This window comes from Pantoea sp. S62 (assembly GCF_016658625.1).
GTDB classification, from domain to species: domain Bacteria; phylum Pseudomonadota; class Gammaproteobacteria; order Enterobacterales; family Enterobacteriaceae; genus Pantoea; species Pantoea vagans.
In genome coordinates, this window is record NZ_JACVVI010000003.1 from 189,047 (window position 1) to 206,436 (window position 17,390).

Below are 17,390 nucleotides of genomic sequence, written 5' to 3' on the forward strand. Positions count from 1 at the left end.
AGTTTAATGGTTAGCAGATTAACTATCACCTCCGACCTATAGCCGGACCATACGCGTCATCAACAGCCTGAAAAGCCGCATGCGGGCGCGCATAAAGTTTCGTTTCAGAACCAGTCCGTTATTACGCTCATTGCCAAGTGACATTGTCACGTCATTGCCGGGATGCCAGGCTGGCCAGACAACCTCGCCATCAAGCTGATGCTTATACTCCGTGGCGTCACGGGCGAAAGTAAACCAGTATTCGCTGACACGCGCCGCAAAAGCGCGATCGGCTTCACTGAATGGCCGCGCTTCATTGGGATCCGGCATCTGACTCAGTGTGTTCAGGACATAAGGCACTTCATTGCCGTGCCAGGTGCCATGAGGATAAAGGTCACGAGCGTGCTCAGAAACATAATCGAACCAGTAGCGCCAGCCCGGCATACCGGCACTGTGCTGCGCCCGCATCACCAGCCACGGCACCAGGCTGAAGGCCATATCACGCGCCACGGCACGTCCCAGCAACTGATCGTCATGGATGTCATACATCCATTTCAGCGTCCGATAGGTGAGCCGGTTTTTATCGCGCAGCTGAAGCAATACCGCGGTGGCATCCACGCCAAAATATTCCAGCACGCTGGCTTCATCACTGTTACTGCCCGCCATCAGCGGCAGACGGTGCTGTTTGCCAGCCATGAAGGTTTTCAGCATTGGCTCGGGCAGAACGGCATCACCGGCAATTGGCACCGGCGGGATCGCCAGTTGCCCCTCCAGCGGCCAGAAGGCATCGGCGGGCAGTGCGCGCAGGTCATCCGCGCTGGCATCGGGCGGCAGGCCGAAATGGCGCGCCACTGCCACGCCCTGCTGACGCGCTTTTTTCAGCGGCGTATCCGGCAGGCTATAGGCACTTTGCACGATCCCTTTGTGGAACAGCCCTTCTGCCAGCGGCGAACAGCAAAGCGAGAGCACGCTGCGCGCGCCAGAGGATTCACCGAAAAGTGTCACATTACGGCGGTCGCCGCCAAAGGCTGGAATGTTGCGCTGCACCCACTGCAGTGCGGCAATCTGATCGAGCAGGCCAAAATTGTTTACCGTACCCGCGGCAGGGTATTCTGCATCCAGCGCAGGATGGGAGAAGAAACCGAGGTGACCCAGACGGTAGTTCAGCGTGACCACCACCGCACCACGTGAAGCCAGCGGCTTGCCGTTGTACGGAGCCAGCCCGCCAGCACCGATGGTGAAGCCTCCACCGTGCAGCCACACCATTACGGGCAGCGGCTTTGTCGGCGCAACATCGGGCGTCCAGACATTCAGGTAGAGGCAATCTTCACTAAACTCACCGGGATCGCCACCGCCCACCGCCTGACAATATGTGCGATTTTGCCAGCCGGCAGCCCCAAATGCGGTGGCATCGCGCATCTGCTGCCAGGGCGTGATCGGCTGTGGCGGACGCCAGCGCAGTGCGCCAACCGGAGCCGCCGCATAAGGTATGCCTTTGAATACGAAAAGGTCATCGTCCATGCATCCACACAACTCCCCCTCGGCCGTCATGATCCTCAGACCTGTTTCGTTTTTCATTCCTGTTTCCCTGTTCAGACGTTCCTCCATTATTTGCAGGCCCGCCACCATTGTCCAGGTACGGAGGGGATTTGCAGAATATGCCGAAGCGTCAGAGATGGGCATGAACATGCTCGTCAACAGGTTCAGAGCACCAGTCTCAGCCAGGGTTAAGTATTGTTTATCTTTTTGCTCAGGATGAATACCGTGCCACTCCGCCTGTAAGCGGTGTCCGGGTTTGATTCTGCGCCGTTTTTTCACAGCTAAGCAGTCAGCTCGCTAACTGATTAAGATACTCACGCTGCAAAACCTGCGCTGACCGATAAAGCGTAATTTTTCTTCAGTAAGATCAGCCTGTTCCCCCTTATGCTCCGCGTCAGGACCAGGACTTTAAAAAACCAGCTTAGTGAAGGTGGTGCGGGCAACAGAGGCGTTGCCCGGCGAAAACATCAGGACGTCTGTATTCCGCACTGTGCCAGCGAGCGCTGCTGGCGCTCTTCGTACAATGCCATCTCATCCAGTACCGCAGAGCCCAGCGCAGCTTCAAACGCCTGCCGGCTCGCCTGTCCCGCCGAACGGACCTGCGCCCGATCGCCGAGGTTGGACTGAAAAATCCCTGCCGCGCTGACGGGCAGAAAATCCTCATAGACGATCGGGTCTGCCAGCACACGCCCCTGCCTGATCAGATCCTCCAGCGCTTCACCCTTATCCGGCGGTGTCGCGACGCCCTTTTCACTCAGGCGATAGTGGAACCAGGCCAGCCCCTGCTGGCGTAGTGTGGTCTCGTCGTCGGGGAAGTCACGGAAAATGGCCGCCAGATGCTGCTGATGCTGCTGATTGTCCTGACCGCTGCCCGCCTCGCTGAGCAGTCGATCATAGAGCGCACGCCCTGCGGGCGTCAGCGCCGCGCCGCGCTGCTCAATTTCACCGAAGCGCGCTGTGTGGGTGCCCTGATGCCCGTCCTTAAAGATGATCGGCTCCTCCAGCGCTTTGAAACTGGTCTGGCGCAGCAGAATCGGCACCTGACGACGCGGCGGCCCCTCGATCAGCGTTTTCGGATCGATGCCGCGCGACGGCATCAGTTGCTGGACGCGGTCGATATCGAGCGTACGCGGGGTGAGATGGTTGATGTGGCAGCCGGGAAAGCAGACGACATCTGCGATCAAGCGATGCTGCTGGTTCAGCGCCTGATAGGTCTGACTGTCCACGCTGCTGTGGGCGTGCCAGCGGAAGGTTTCCAGTGCTTCGGTCACAAATTCGGTAGCCTGAGCGTCAGTTAATCCGCCCTGCTGCTCATGTAACTGCAGCAGCGCCCGACAACGGGAAGTGAAAATGTCGCGTGCGGCCAGGATCTCTGCCGCCTTTTCGCGCAGCGCGGGATCGTCAATCAGTTCAGGACGTAACAGCGAGGTAAAGACCCGGAAAGGATTGCGCCGAAGCGCCGCATCGGTGACTGGCCGGAACGCCGTGGAGTGCACCGGCACACCCGCCTGAGAGAGATCGTAATAGCCTACCGGGGACATCCCCATCACCGCAAACAGCTGCCGCAGCGTAGCTAATTCGTCTGCCGTGCCAACGCGGATTGCGCCGTGACGTTCAAGGCTGAGCCGGCCAATTTCATCCGCGGCGGTGAGACGATCTTTGAGCGCGATATCGGCTTCCAGCGTGCGCTCGTTGACGGTGGCGACCAGCTGCATCAGCGTGCCATATTGCGGCACCTCCTGCTGATACATCGCTGACATCGCCTGAGAGAAACGGGTGCGGATGAGATCCGCACTGAGAAACTTGTCCATCTTATCAACCTGACACCATGAGCGTTGCTGCTAATGTAATGCAACGCGCTGGCCTCGGTGGAAAAAATCACGAATCTGTGATCGGCTTAAAGCCATAGCGGTTTTTTAACAGCAGCATCAGGGTGGTGATCACAGCCGGTATCGCCAGCAGCAGAAAAATAACGCTGAAAGACCAGCCAAGTGACATCATCTCTGCACCCACAAAGGCGCTCAGAATTGCGCCGATGCGACCCACGCCATGCATCCAGCTGGAGCCCGTAGCGCGTGCGTGAGTAGGATAGTAGCTGGCAGATAAGGCATTCATGCCGGTATTGGCACCGTTAAAACAGAAGCCGCTGCAAAAGGCGATCGCGCTCATCATGCCTACTTCGGCGGGCGAAAAGCCAAGTGCCACAATAAACAGTCCGCCACAGCCGTAGATCGCGGCCAGCGCCAGGTTGGCGTTGAAGCGATCCATCATCCAGCCCGCAAAGAGTGAGCCCAGCGTTCCGCCTGCCTGATACATGGCAGTAATAATCGCCGCTTCGGTAACTGACATGCCCAGGGTATTCACCAGAGATGGCAGCCAGCTGCCAATCAGGTAGACCATGAACAGTCCCATGAAATAGCCGCCCCACAGCATTGTGCTGCCAAACAGATAACGGCGCGACAGCACCGTGCTAATCGCGCCGCCTGCGGGTAATGTCGCTTCAGGCGCGTGAAATGCACAATCGGGCGCGGTTTTGCCCGGCATTATCCGTTCGAGGATAGCGTGAATGTGGGCGGCGGGTGCGCCACGACTGATAAGAAACCGCACTGACTCCGGCAGGCCACGGATCAAAAAGGGCAACACCATCAGCGGCAGAATGCCGCCCAGCAGCAACACCGAGTGCCAGTTATAGCGTGGTAACAGCCAGGACGCGGCAAATCCGCCGCTGGCGGCGCCAAAGGTAAAGCCACAGAACACGACCGTGATAATGAAAGCCCGTCTCCGCTCAGGCGCATATTCTGCCACCAGCGTACCGACGTTGGGCATCGCCGCACCGAGTCCCAGACCGGTCAGAAAGCGGAACAGCATCATCTGTTCGATGTTCTGAGACAGCGCTGTTGCCAGTGTCCAGAGACCAAAAAAGAAAACGCTGAGGATGATCATCATGCGACGGCCATAGCGGTCAGCCAGCGGCCCCGCCACCATGGCACCCAGCGCCAGCCCGATTAATGCTGCGCTGATGACGACCCCGAGCTGGTGATTGGTTACGCCCCATGCAGCTTTAAGCGTTGGCGCAATAAATCCCATGATCGCAATGTCCATGCCATCGAGTGCCACCACAATAAAACAGAGCGCAATGAGCCGTTTTTGCCAGTGGCTCAGGCTCTGCTGGTTGATAAGCTGGCGGACATCTACCGCCCCGATGCTGGTCAATGGACACTCCCTGGCAATAGCGCAATCTGGCATCAGATTAAGTAAAAAAAACGGCGCTTATGATAGCCCATCGTTAACCTTAAGCGGTCAGATTTTTATATGATAGTGAGAATTATTCAACTTTAGGCCGTTAAGCTCTTGATATCGCGTACTCTCAGGAACCACTGAGTGAGTAATAAACTGAGACGAGCGCTTTTTAATCAGAGAGTTAACGGATAAGGTTGCCATTCTGCCCTGTTTGTTAAAATAAATTTGCAGCAAAGTTAACAGAATTCATTTTTAACAGTTGCCTGAAGGCGGTCATTCTCATTAAGTTTAGGGTATGGAAAAAAATATCCTTTTCAATCAGCGCATTCGCTTGCGCCATCTACATACCTTTGTTGCGGTCGCGCAGCAAGGCACACTGGGCCGTGCGGCAGAGACGCTAAGCCTGAGTCAGCCTGCCCTGTCCAAAACCCTGAATGAGCTGGAAGAGCTGACGGGGGTGCGACTGTTTGAGCGTGGCCGCCTGGGCGCTCAGCTCACCACGATGGGAGAACAGTTTCTGACCCATGCTGTGCGGGTGCTTGACGCACTGAACCATGCCGGGCAGAGCTTTAATGAGCAGCCGGGTGACGCGCCGGTGATTATCCGGCTGGGTGCATTAACCACCGCCGCAATGGGTATGCTGCCCCGTATCCTTGATCGTTTTCATCAGCTGCAGCCTAACACCACCATTCAGGTGGCGACGCTGCATAACAATGTGTTACTGGCGGGATTACGCGGCGGCGAGTTCGACATCGGCATTGGCCGGATGGCGGACAGCGACATGATGACCGGGCTGACCTATGAACTGCTGTTTCTGGAGTCATTGAAGCTGGTAGTAAGACCTGAACACCCGCTTTTAAGTGACAATGTCACGCTGTCGCGGGCGATGCAGTGGCCGGTGGTGATTTCCCCCGAGGGCACCGCACCGCGCCGGATTGCGCAGCAGATGCTGGATGAACAAGGCTGTACGTTGCCACCCCACTGCATTGAAACGTCGTCGACTTCACTGGCGCGTCAGCTGGCACTCCGCTACGACTACATCTGGTTCGTGCCGTCTGGCGCGATTAAAGAGGATCTTAGCCATAACGCGGTCTGTGCGCTGCCGATTAACTCCTCCGGGCCAGGCGAGCCGGTGGGCATCATTACCCGGACTGGCGCAGAGTTGAGCCTGAGTGCCGAGGTGTTAATGTCCACCATCCGCAAGTTTCACAGCTAGCGGCTGCGTTTGGCATGCCGCTCGCGGTTCTCAAGGCGTGCCTTATCGCTTTTCCGCAATCCCACATAGAGCGCCCCGGCTCCGCCATGGCGGGTCTGGGCCACGCAAAAGGTCTGTACGTCATCAAACTGCTGTAACCAACGCGCCAGATAGCTGCGCACAATATTGGCATGGGATTCATCATCACGGCCCTTACCATGAATAATGAGCAGATTTCGTAAGTCCTGCTTTTGTGCCTGCATCATGAAGCTGAACAGGGCCTGACGGCAGGTCTCCACCGGTTGCCGCAACAGGTTGAGACTGGCATCCAGTTTGTACTCACCCCGACGCAGTTTATCCAGAATACCCTGCTGTATGCCGTCGGCTTTATACTCCAGCGGTGTGTTAAGCGGGACAATCTCCAGATAACCCCGTGTCAGGAAATTCTCCTGCTCTGTCTCTCCTGGCGGTTTGCGTGGTGCTTTTGTCGAGGGCGACTTAAGCCATAAGGTTGTGGTGGTGTCTTTTAACGGCGTGACATCGCCCATGGCATCCCGAAAGAGATCGTTATCATCAAGGTTCATGGTTTTCTCACACCTGATTAAAATTGATGGAGCCGGTAAAACAGGCCTGAACAGTTAGCGTAGCAAAAGCTGTAATCACCGGACTACCCCGCGTTAACCCATGTTGCCGCCGATGAAAATAGGGGTGACAGATCACAAAAGCGGAAACTTTTCGTGACAGTCAACGATAGCGGCATTCTGAGAAGCCCGTCACATCAGCGTTTGTCGATGTGTGCTTCATCCATAATGTTTGTGGGTGTAAAACTGCTCGGATGAGTTCCCTTCAGCACAAAAAATGTTAAAATTGACCCCAGTCAATAATCGTCGAGCAAACCATTATGATCCCTGAAAAACGCAGCATTCGTCGTATTCAGTCGGGCGGTTGTGCCATTCACTGCCAGGATTGCAGCATCAGTCAGCTCTGCATCCCCTTCACGTTAAATGAACATGAGCTGGATCAGCTCGACAATATCATTGAGCGTAAAAAACCGATCCAGAAAGGGCAAACCCTTTTTAAAGCAGGCGACGAACTGAAATCCCTGTATGCGATTCGTTCCGGCACGATCAAAAGTTACACTATTACCGAACAGGGTGATGAGCAAATCACCGGTTTTCATCTGGCGGGCGATTTAGTCGGCTTTGATGCCATCATGGGTTCCAGCCATCCCAGCTTTGCGCAGGCGCTGGAAACGGCAATGGTCTGTGAAATTCCGTTTGAAACCCTGGATGACCTGTCAGGAAAAATGCCTGCCCTGCGTCAGCAGATGATGCGTCTGATGAGCGGTGAAATCAAAGGCGATCAGGATATGATCCTGCTGCTGTCGAAGAAAAATGCTGAAGAGCGCCTGGCGGCGTTTATCTGGAACCTGTCCCGTCGTTTCGGCCAGCGCGGTTTTTCACAGCGTGAATTCCGCCTCACCATGACGCGTGGTGACATTGGTAATTACCTGGGCCTGACGGTTGAAACGATCAGCCGCCTGCTGGGTCGTTTCCAGAAGTCCGGCATGCTGGCGGTGAAAGGCAAATACATCACTATTGAAAACCACGCCCTGCTGGAAGAGTTAGCCGGTCAGAGCCATCAGGCCGCCTGATCCGCAGCCGGATCAATAAATCTTATTTTGTTGATCCGGCAGTAACTTTTTCCCTTCTTCCGCTGTGCAACATAGGCTATCTTTATTCCAGTCGCTCTGGTTTAAGGAGAACGCCTCATGTCCCAGTACCAAAATATTCTGGTCGCCATTGATGCCCAGCAAGACGATCAGCCCGCGCTGCGACGTGCGGTCTATCTGAATCAACGCATTGGCGGAAGGATTAAAGCTTTCCTGCCTATCTATGATTTCTCATATGAGATGACCACCCTGCTTTCGCCAGATGAGCGCGCGTCAATGCGCCAGGGCGTCATCAGCCAGCGCACTGAGTGGATCCGTGAGCAGGCCCGCGCTTATCTGGATGCCGGTGTCGAAATTGACATCAAAGTGACCTGGCACAACCGTCCTTTTGAGGCCATCATCCAGGAAGTGCTTGCCCATCAGCACGATCTGGTGCTGAAGATGGCCCATCAGCATGACCGGCTTGAATCGGTCATCTTCACGCCGACCGACTGGCACCTGCTGCGTAAATGCCCGTGCCCGGTCTGGATGGTCAAAGATCAGCCGTGGCCGGAAGGCGGTAAAGCCATTGTCGCGGTCAATCTTGCCAGTGAAGAGCCACATCATGATGGCCTGAATCAGAAGCTGATTCGTGAAACGGTCAAACTGGCAGAAAAAGTGAATCAGACCGAAGTTCACCTGGTCGGTGCTTACCCGATTACCCCTATCAACATCGCTATCGAGCTGCCGGACTTTGATCCCAGCGTCTATAACGATGCGATTCGTGGTCAGCATCTGGTGGCGATGAAAGCGCTGCGGCAGAAGTTCTCGATTGGTGAAGAGTTCACCCATGTGGCTAAAGGCCTGCCGGAAGAAGTCATCCCGGATCTGGCGGCGCATCTCGGTGCTGGTGTAGTGGTATTAGGTACCATAGGACGCACCGGCCTGTCGGCAGCGTTCCTGGGTAATACGGCGGAACAAGTGATTGATCATCTGCGCTGCGATCTCCTGGCGCTTAAGCCTGACGATTTCAAATCGCCGATTGACCTGGATGATGAAGAGGATGAGGAGGATTGATTATCCTCTGACAGAAAAAGGGCGGCTGATTAGCCGCCCTTTTTTATTACAGCGCTTTAAGAATGGCTTCTACGCTGGCTTTGGCATCGCCAAACAGCATCTGACTATTCTCTTTGAAGAACAGCGGGTTCTGCACCCCGGCATAGCCGGTATTCATTGAGCGTTTAAACACCACCACGTTGTGCGCTTTCCACACTTCCAGCACCGGCATGCCGGCAATCGGACTGCGGGGATCATCCTGCGCTGCCGGGTTAACCGTATCGTTGGCACCAATGACCAGCACCGTGTCGGTGTCGCTGAAGTCATCGTTGATTTCGTCCATCTCCAGCACCACGTCGTAAGGCACTTTGGCCTCGGCCAGCAGCACGTTCATGTGACCTGGTAAGCGCCCTGCCACCGGATGAATGCCGAAGCGCACGTTGATGCCAAGCGCACGCAGTCGGGCAGTCATTTCCGCGACCGGATACTGCGCCTGCGCCACTGCCATACCGTAGCCTGGGGTGATAATCACCGAGCTGGATGCCTTGAGCATCTCTGCAGTTTCTTCAGCTGTGATCTCACAATGCTCGCCCGCTTCCTGACTTTCATCGCCGCTGCTGACTTCCGTGCCAAACCCGCCCGCAATCACGCTGATGAACGAACGGTTCATCGCTTTGCACATGATGTAGGAGAGAATTGCACCCGACGAACCCACCAGCGCACCGGTTACAATCAGCAGATCGTTGCTCAGCATGAAACCCGCTGCGGCCGCAGCCCAGCCTGAATAGGAGTTCAGCATCGAGACCACAACAGGCATATCCGCGCCGCCAATAGAGGCAACCAGATGCCAGCCAAACGCCAGCGCAATCACCATCATCAGGAGCAGTGCAAACACCTGAGCACCCGTGCTGCTGGTGTTAACAAACCACAGCAACAGCAGGAACGAAACGACCAGCGCCAGCAGATTCAGCTTATGACGATGGGGTAACGCCAGCGGTTTTGAAGAGATTTTGCCGCACAGCTTGCCAAACGCTACCAGCGAGCCGGTGAAGGTGACAGCACCGATGAAGATACCGATAAACACTTCGCTCAGATGGATATTCTCCATCACAGCTGGCAGGCCAGGCGCGTGGTCGATGTAGCTGTTAATACCCACCAGCACGGCGGCCAGACCGACAAAGCTGTGCAGAATCGCGACCAGTTCCGGCATTTCTGTCATTTCGACTTTCTTCGCCAGACGAATCCCGATAGCGCCGCCAATGACCATCGCCAGCAGGATCCAGACGACGTTTCCGCTGTCCGGGCCAAAGATGGTGGCAACCAGCGCAATTGCCATGCCGCTGATACCAAAAATATTCCCGCGCTTTGAGGTCTCGTGACGTGAGAGACCCGCAAGGCTACAGATGAACAGAATTGCAGCCACAATATAGGCTGCAGTGACTAATCCGCCAGACATGTGTTACCCCTTACGAAACATTTTCAGCATGCGCTGGGTGACGGTAAAGCCACCAAAGATATTGATGCTGGCAATCAGCACGGCAATAAAGGAGATAAAGGTGACCCAGCCACCGTGGCCCATCTGCAGTACCGCACCGATGACGATAATGCCGGAGATGGCGTTGGTGACGGACATCAGCGGCGTATGCAGCGCATGACTGACGTTCCAGACCACGTAGTAACCCACCACGCAGGAGAGCGCGAACACGGTAAAGTGTGAGAGGAACTCAGCTGGCGCTACGTTGGCCAGGCAGCCAAACAGAACGATAGCCAGTGCGATCAGCAGGGTGTTGCGCCACGGAGACACCGGCTTTGCTTCAGCCTTCTCTGCGGGTTTCTGAGCTGCCGGTTTAGCCTGTGGCGCAGCAGAGACCTGAATCGGCGGTGCCGGCCAGGTGACCTCGCCCTCGCGCACGACAGTCACGCCCCGCACCACCATATCGTCGAAATCGACATGGATTTCGCCATTTTTCTCTTTGCACAGCAGCTTGAGCAGATTGACCAGGTTGGTGCCGTAAAGCTGGGAAGATTGTGTCGCGAGACGGCTGGGCAGATCGGTGTAACCGATGATTTTCACACCGTTAGGCGTCACGGTCACCTGATCGGCGACGGTCAGCGCACAGTTGCCACCGGTCTGCGCCGCCAGATCAACAATTACGCTGCCAGGCTTCATGCTGGCGATCATCTCTTCGGTGATCAGTTTCGGTGCCGGTTTACCTGGGATCAGCGCCGTGGTGACAATGATGTCGACTTCTCTGGCCTGACTGGCAAACAGCGCCATCTCTGCCTTGATAAAGGCCTCGGACATGACTTTGGCGTAACCATCGCCATTGCCCGCTTCCTCTTCGAAATCGAGTTCAAGGAATTCGGCGCCCATACTCTGCACCTGCTCTTTAACTTCAGGGCGGGTATCAAAGGCCCGGACAATCGCGCCCAGGCTGCCCGCTGCACCAATCGCGGCCAGTCCCGCCACTCCGGCCCCAATCACCATGACTTTGGCCGGTGGCACTTTACCGGCTGCAGTAATCTGACCGGTAAAGAAACGACCAAATTCATGGGCGGCTTCGACGATAGCGCGATAACCGGCAATGTTCGCCATGGAGCTCAGGGCATCCAGCGACTGCGCACGCGAAATACGCGGCACTGAGTCCATCGCCATAACCGTGACCTGACGCGCAGCCAGCTTTGAAAGCAGATCGGGATTCTGTGCAGGCCAGATAAAGCTGACCAGCGTGCTGCCGGCACGGGTGAGCGCAATCTCATCCTCATCCGGTGCATTCACCTTCAGAACGATATCGGACTGCCAGACCTGTTCCTGACTGCTGAGTGTGGCGCCTGCTGCTCTGTAGCTTTCATCATCAAAGCTGGCGCGCTGACCGGCGTCATGCTCAAGGGTGACGCTGAAACCCAGCTTAATGAGTTGTTCCACGGTCTTTGGCGTGGCAGCCACGCGCGACTCGTTTGGCAACCTTTCCTTGGGGATTCCAATTAACATAGTGTTTCCTTTCATCGGTTAAGGATGATGGCCCGAATCTGCACGACGACAGCGTAGCTGAAACAGCGTTTCAGCTACTTATAGTCGGAATGCATGTATTTCAAAGTGTTTATAACCTACTGAAAATGTGACGAGCGATCCAGAGCGGTTACGCTGGGTAGTGACATTCACATGATTATTCAGGCTTCTGCTAAATAAGCTGCGTTATCCCACTGCGAAACAGTCCTGCAGGCAGATAATCTGCCAGTAAAAACTGTGCCCGGCCGAATTAATCATCAATAAAAACCTTTATTTAACAATGCATTAACTGTTTAAGCGCTAACAGTTACCGTTTTTAGTGGTAACCCGTGCGAAAACACGCCATAACGGCGTTTGATGACAAACAAATGAAAAAATCATGGTTGAATAACGCGATCTGACACAAAAAATCGCTGCGACAGTCTGTTTATAACATGCAATAATCAGCGGCTAATCTGTTATACATCAAGAGTCCAGCACGTTTTCGTACTCATTTTTGCGTAAGGCGAAGGATTATTTTTATGAAGCTGAAGAACACTATTCTGGCGTCCACTCTGTTGTCTCTGCTGGCAGCCAATGCATTCGCTGCGCAGGAGTTAACGCCAGAAAAAGCGGCCGCGCTGAAGCCATTCGAACGTATTAATATCACCGGCCGTTTCAACGCAATTGGCGACGCAGCCGATGCGGTCTCTAAGCGTGCAGATCAGATGGGCGCTGCCTCTTATTACATCCAGGCGATCAACGACAGCAACGGCAACAGCGGTAACTGGCGCGTCACGGCTGACCTCTATAAAGCCGATGCACCGGCAGCCACGCAGTCCACGACTTATCGTCGTTTCAACGGCGTCAACGAACTGCCTAAAGCAGAAGCGTATAAGCTTGAACCGTTCGATACCGTTTCGGTCAGCGGCTTCTTTGCCAGCCAGCCAGATGTGAACGACGCGATTTCAAAAGCGGCTAAGCAGAAAGGCGCGGCCTCCTTCTTTATCGTTCGCCAGATCGATGCCAACAGTGGCGGCAATCAGTATGTCACCGCCTATGTCTATAAAGCGGATGCTAAAGAACGCAAAGTACAGACACCGAATGCGATTCCTGCCGATTCAGAAGCAGGTAAAGCCGCGCTGGCAACCGGTGGTGCTGCAGCCGCTAACGTTGAGATTCCAGGCGTAGCCTCGTCTGAAACACCAAGCAATAAAGTGGGCCGTTTCTTCGAAACCCAAAGCTCAACCGGTAAGCGCTATACGGTGAATCTGCCAAACGGTAAATCCGTGCAGGAAGTGAACGCAATCACTGCCGCGCAGATGCAGCCGTTCGATACCGTTACCTTCACCGGACACTTCGGTACACCCACTGAGATTTCAGAAGAAGTGGCGAAGCGTGCAGCCGATAAAGGTGCGAAGTTCTACCATGTCACCCGCCAGTGGCAGAACCAGAGTGGCGGTAACCTGACCGTTACGGCTGACCTGTTTAAGTAGTCCCTTCAGGGCGGTACCCGCCGCCCTGCTGTTTGCATAATTACTGCGCTGTTTTGCATAGTCACGCATTGCCATCCCCTGCCACTCTCCGTAAAATCCTCCGCCTGTTTTACCGGATATTGTCTCTGTATTTTGCCGCTGCGCTGCGATAACTCAGTGATGAAATCCGGTTTACCCAGCCATATATGCTAGCGGGAAGGTTGTTTTGGAGAAAAAATTAGGTCTCGGTGCGCTGACGGCGCTGGTGCTCAGCTCAATGCTGGGTGCAGGCGTGTTCAGTCTGCCGCAAAACATGGCCGCAGTGGCTGGCCCGGCGGCGCTGTTGCTGGGGTGGCTGATTACCGGTGTCGGCATTATCTTTCTGTCGCTGGCGATGCTACTGCTGACCCGCCTCAAGCCCGAGCTGGACGGCGGCATCTTTACCTACGCCCGCGCCGGGTTCGGCGAACTGATGGGGTTCTGTTCCGCCTGGGGCTACTGGCTATGCGCGGTGATCGCCAACGTCTCCTATCTGGTGATTGTCTTCTCTGCCCTGAGCTTCTTCACCGATACGCCTGACCGGATTATCTTTGGTGATGGCAACACCTGGCAGGCGATGCTGGGTGCATCTGTGCTGCTGTGGCTGGTTCACTGGCTGGTGCTGCGCGGCGTGCAGACCGCGGCCAGCATCAATCTGATGGCGACGCTGGGCAAACTGGTGCCGCTGCTGCTGTTTATTGTACTGGCGGTGATGGCGTTCAACTATGATCGTTTCCGCTTCGATTTTTCCGGCGTCACGCTGGGAAAACCGCTCTGGGAGCAGGTTAAGCAGACCATGCTGATCACCCTATGGGTCTTTATCGGGGTCGAAGGTGCGGTGGTCGTCTCTGCCCGTGCTCGCCAGAAAAAGGATGTGGGCCGTGCAACCTTATTTGCCGTGCTGGCTGCGCTGCTGGTCTATCTGCTGGTCACGCTGCTGTCGCTGGGCGTGGTGCCGCGTGCTGAACTGGCTGAGATGCGTAATCCTTCAATGGCCGGATTAATGACCCGACTGATGGGTAACTGGGGCGATGCGGTGATTGCGGTGGGTCTGATTGTCTCCGTGTGCGGGGCCTATCTGAGCTGGACGATTATGGCCGCGGAAGTGCCGCTGATTGCCGCGCAACAGGGCGCCTTTCCCCGCAGTATCGCCCGGCAGAACCGCCATAACGCGCCAGCCGCCTCGCTGTGGCTGACCAACGGCAGTATTCAGCTCTGCCTGATCCTGATTGCCCTGACCGGTGCTGACTACAACAACCTGCTGACCATCGCCTCGGAGATGATTCTGGTACCCTATCTGCTGGTGGGGTTATATCTGATCAAAGTGGTGCACGGACAGCATAAGCCGCTGGCGATGGCGATCGGTGTGGGTGCCAGCGTGTATGGCATCTGGCTGTTGTACGCCTCAGGACCCATGCACCTGATGATGTCAGTGGTGCTCTACACGCCAGGCCTGCTGCTGTTCCTGTTTGCACGACGCGGCGGCCGCGCCGATATTGCGCTGACCTCGCTGGAGCGGATTGCGATGGGACTGCTGATTGCCGCGACATTGCCCGCCGTATGGGAGCTGACGACGTAAAGCCTGCCCGAAAGGGTTTTCAGTGTGACTGCACTGGAATGGATACGCACAGCAGGTCATCCTGCTGTGTGAGATTCAGCGGCTTCGCATATTCGTAGTGGATGGCGTCCAGCTGCTCCGCCGAAAGTGGATAAGGGAGCTGGATATCAAAGCGACTAATCTGCTGCTGTTCTGCGAGAGTAATCAGGCGCGCGATGTTAATTTCGTCGCTGACCTGAGTAGAAATGATTTGTAATGCTAATTCTTTTAACGGGTCGTCACTGCCCTGTAAACGGTTTGCCGATTTACGTGTCACCATGCCAAATATCGGCATCACACCATAAATAGCATCGACGAAGCTCCAGCGCTTTTTGCAGGAAGCGGAAAGAAAGTCACTGTAATTGAAGCAGATGCGGTCGGGGTATATGGCTGATGCCAGCTCTTTATCAGACACACTAACGCTCCTCATGGTAATCATCAATATCCCAAACCTGGCGCAAAAAGGCCGCGCTAATGATTGCACATTTTGCCGGATATATACCAGCAAGCCCTGGATATTTCGTGCGATAGCGTAGAGCTCAGGACCAGGAAAAGATATGCTTTCATCCATCCCTGACTCTGCCCTGTGAACTATGAACAAAATTGTTTATGTAGAAGATGAACCCGAAGTGGGTTCACTGATTGCGGCCTATCTTGGCCGTCACGATATTGAAGTCATTGTTGAGACACGTGGCGACCGTGCTGAAGCGGTTATTGCCGAACAGCAACCCGACCTGGTGATGCTGGATATCATGTTGCCGGGCAAAGATGGCATGACCATCTGTCGCGACCTGCGGGCCAACTGGCAGGGACCGATCGTGTTGCTTACCTCACTGGACAGCGACATGAACCATATTCTGGCTCTGGAGATGGGTGCGCAGGATTACATCCTGAAAACCACACCACCCGCTGTGCTGCTGGCCCGCCTGCGCCTGCATCTGCGCCAGTCCCAGCATGGGCAGCCGGAAGATGCGCCTGCTGCGCCTGCCACGAATCGTATGCTGCGTTTTGGCTCGCTGACCATTGATGCCCTGAACCGTCAGGTGACGCTGTTTGACGAGCAGATCGCCCTCTCCACTGCGGATTTCGATCTGCTGTGGGTTCTCGCCAGCCATGCGGGTCAGACGCTTAACCGGGATGCACTGCTGAAAACATTGCGCGGCGTCAGTTATGACGGCCTGGACCGCAGCATCGACGTGGCCATCTCCCGCCTGCGTAAAAAGCTCCACGACAGCGCTACCGAGCCGTTCCGCATTAAAACCATCCGCAATAAAGGCTATCTGTTCGCCCCCCAGGCCTGGGATACCCGCGAATTATGAGAAAGCTCTTTATTCAGTTCTATCTGCTGCTGTTTGTCTGCTTTCTGGTCATGGCGCTGCTGGTGGGTCTGGTCTATAAGTTCACCGCTGAGCGCGCGGGCCGGCAGTCAATGAATGACCTTATGGCCAGCTCGCTCTACCTGATCCGCAGCGAACTGCGTGAGATCCCGCCGCGTGACTGGAACAAAACCATCAAGAGTCTCGATCTCGGCCTGTCGTTTGACCTGCACATTGAGCCGATGAGCAAATATCAGCTTGATGAAAGCAATATGCGCCGGTTGCACGCCGGAGAGATTGTCGCGCTCGACGATCAATACACCTTTCTGCAGCATATTCCGCGCAGCCACTATGTCTTATCGGTGGGGCCGATTCCCTATCTCTTTTATCTGCACCAGATGCGACTGCTGGATATTGCTCTGCTGGTGTTTATTGGCATGTCGCTGGCGCTGCCGGTATTTATCTGGCTGCGTCCGCACTGGCAGGAGATGCAGCGCCTGGAAAAAGCGGCACAGCGCTTTGGCCGGGGCGAGCTGGATGTGCGCACCCATTTCGACAGCACCTCCAGCCTGTTCCGGCTGGGCATCGCCTTTAATCAGATGGCCGAGAACATCAACACGCTGGTCGCCAGTAAGAAGCAGCTGATTGACGGTATTGCCCATGAGCTGCGAACGCCACTGGTGCGCCTGCGCTACCGGCTGGAGATGAGCGATAACCTGACGGATGGTGAACGGGTGGCGCTGAACCGCGACATCGGCCAGCTTGAAAGCCTGATTGAGGAGCTGCTGACCTATGCACGTCTTGATCGGCCGCGCGTCGATCTGAATCTGAAATCGCTGGATCTGGCCAGCTGGCTGAGTGAGCGGCTGGACGATTTCCGCACCATTAATCCGGACATACGACTTGACCTTGACCTGCCGCAGCGTGAAAACATCGGTGTTTCTGACACCCGACTCATGGAGCGGGTGCTGGATAACCTGGTGAACAACGCGCTGCGCTATGCGCAGCAGCGGCTGCGCGTCAGTTTATGGTTCGACGGTCCGGTCGGGTGTCTGCAGGTGGAAGATGACGGTCCGGGCATTCCGCCCGACGAACGTGAACGGGTTTTCGAACCCTTTGTCCGGCTTGATCCCAGCCGCGATCGCGCCACAGGCGGCTGCGGACTGGGCCTGGCCATTGTTCACTCCATTGCCCAGGCGCTGAGCGGCAACGTAACCATTGAGTCCAGCCCGCTGGGCGGTGCCAGCATTCGCTTTTGCTGGCCGGTTGATCTAACCTTGCGGGAAATTCCGCTGCGTTAAAATCCACAAGGAG

The 17,390-nt window shown here is 55.6% G+C and carries 14 protein-coding genes; 7 read left to right on the top strand and 7 right to left on the bottom strand.

What is annotated here, in order from left to right; all coding sequences use genetic code 11:
• Positions 1-36 precede the first annotated feature (36 nt).
• From IBT54_RS06015 to IBT54_RS06025, 3 genes are all read right to left on the bottom strand, one after another.
• A complete protein-coding gene (locus IBT54_RS06015) occupies positions 37-1,557 on the bottom strand; it encodes a carboxylesterase/lipase family protein (protein WP_195858060.1) in 1,521 nt (506 codons plus the stop codon).
• 428 nt (positions 1,558-1,985) lie between these two features.
• On the bottom strand, positions 1,986-3,329 hold the full coding sequence (locus IBT54_RS06020) for a VOC family protein (protein WP_033783174.1): 1,344 nt from the start codon (positions 3,327-3,329) through the stop codon (positions 1,986-1,988).
• Positions 3,330-3,396: 67 nt separating this feature from the next.
• Complete coding sequence (locus IBT54_RS06025; RefSeq protein WP_201251810.1) at positions 3,397-4,731, bottom strand: aromatic acid/H+ symport family MFS transporter; 1,335 nt, start codon at positions 4,729-4,731, stop codon at positions 3,397-3,399.
• A 322-nt stretch (positions 4,732-5,053) separates the two neighbouring features.
• Here IBT54_RS06025 and IBT54_RS06030 point away from each other — a divergent pair, with 322 nt between their 5' ends.
• The gene (locus tag IBT54_RS06030) at positions 5,054-5,974 is read left to right on the top strand and encodes a LysR substrate-binding domain-containing protein (RefSeq protein WP_003853723.1); all 921 of its coding nucleotides are present in this window, start codon (positions 5,054-5,056) and stop codon (positions 5,972-5,974) included.
• Here the strand turns inward: IBT54_RS06030 and smrA are convergent.
• The gene (gene smrA / locus IBT54_RS06035) at positions 5,971-6,537 is read right to left on the bottom strand and encodes a DNA endonuclease SmrA (RefSeq protein WP_013357945.1); all 567 of its coding nucleotides are present in this window, start codon (positions 6,535-6,537) and stop codon (positions 5,971-5,973) included. The genes IBT54_RS06030 and smrA overlap by 4 nt on opposite strands.
• Positions 6,538-6,854: 317 nt before the next feature.
• Between smrA and IBT54_RS06040 the strand changes: the two genes are divergently transcribed.
• On the top strand, positions 6,855-7,607 hold the full coding sequence (locus IBT54_RS06040; RefSeq protein WP_010244686.1) for an FNR family transcription factor: 753 nt from the start codon (positions 6,855-6,857) through the stop codon (positions 7,605-7,607).
• Between the two features lie 117 nt (positions 7,608-7,724).
• Positions 7,725-8,681: a universal stress protein UspE gene (gene uspE / locus IBT54_RS06045; protein WP_201251811.1), complete on the top strand. Its 957-nt coding sequence runs from the start codon at positions 7,725-7,727 to the stop codon at positions 8,679-8,681.
• 46 nt (positions 8,682-8,727) lie between these two features.
• Here uspE and pntB read toward each other — a convergent pair whose 3' ends face one another.
• Complete coding sequence (gene pntB, locus IBT54_RS06050) at positions 8,728-10,116, bottom strand: Re/Si-specific NAD(P)(+) transhydrogenase subunit beta (protein ID WP_201251812.1); 1,389 nt, start codon at positions 10,114-10,116, stop codon at positions 8,728-8,730.
• A gap of 3 nt (positions 10,117-10,119) precedes the next feature.
• Complete coding sequence (pntA, locus tag IBT54_RS06055) at positions 10,120-11,652, bottom strand: Re/Si-specific NAD(P)(+) transhydrogenase subunit alpha (RefSeq protein ID WP_201251813.1); 1,533 nt, start codon at positions 11,650-11,652, stop codon at positions 10,120-10,122.
• Between the two features lie 539 nt (positions 11,653-12,191).
• On the opposite strand from pntA, the gene ydgH reads away from it, so the two are divergent.
• Together ydgH and IBT54_RS06065 are read left to right on the top strand one after the other, a co-directional pair.
• Positions 12,192-13,145 carry a DUF1471 family protein YdgH gene (gene ydgH / locus IBT54_RS06060; protein WP_095707151.1) on the top strand — a complete coding sequence of 318 codons (954 nt, stop codon included), beginning with the start codon at positions 12,192-12,194 and terminating at the stop codon, positions 13,143-13,145.
• 205 nt (positions 13,146-13,350) lie between these two features.
• Positions 13,351-14,742 (top strand): basic amino acid/polyamine antiporter, encoded by a 1,392-nt coding sequence (locus tag IBT54_RS06065; RefSeq protein ID WP_201251814.1) that lies wholly within the window; start codon positions 13,351-13,353, stop codon positions 14,740-14,742.
• 19 nt (positions 14,743-14,761) lie between these two features.
• Here IBT54_RS06065 and IBT54_RS06070 read toward each other — a convergent pair whose 3' ends face one another.
• Positions 14,762-15,175, bottom strand: coding sequence for a hypothetical protein (locus IBT54_RS06070; protein ID WP_033783187.1), 414 nt, complete (start codon positions 15,173-15,175; stop codon positions 14,762-14,764).
• 178 nt (positions 15,176-15,353) lie between these two features.
• On the opposite strand from IBT54_RS06070, the gene rstA reads away from it, so the two are divergent.
• The gene (gene rstA / locus IBT54_RS06075) at positions 15,354-16,079 is read left to right on the top strand and encodes a two-component system response regulator RstA (protein ID WP_201251815.1); all 726 of its coding nucleotides are present in this window, start codon (positions 15,354-15,356) and stop codon (positions 16,077-16,079) included.
• Positions 16,076-17,377: a two-component system sensor histidine kinase RstB gene (gene rstB, locus IBT54_RS06080; RefSeq protein WP_201251816.1), complete on the top strand. Its 1,302-nt coding sequence runs from the start codon at positions 16,076-16,078 to the stop codon at positions 17,375-17,377. The genes rstA and rstB overlap by 4 nt, the downstream gene beginning before the upstream one ends.
• Positions 17,378-17,390 lie beyond the last annotated feature (13 nt).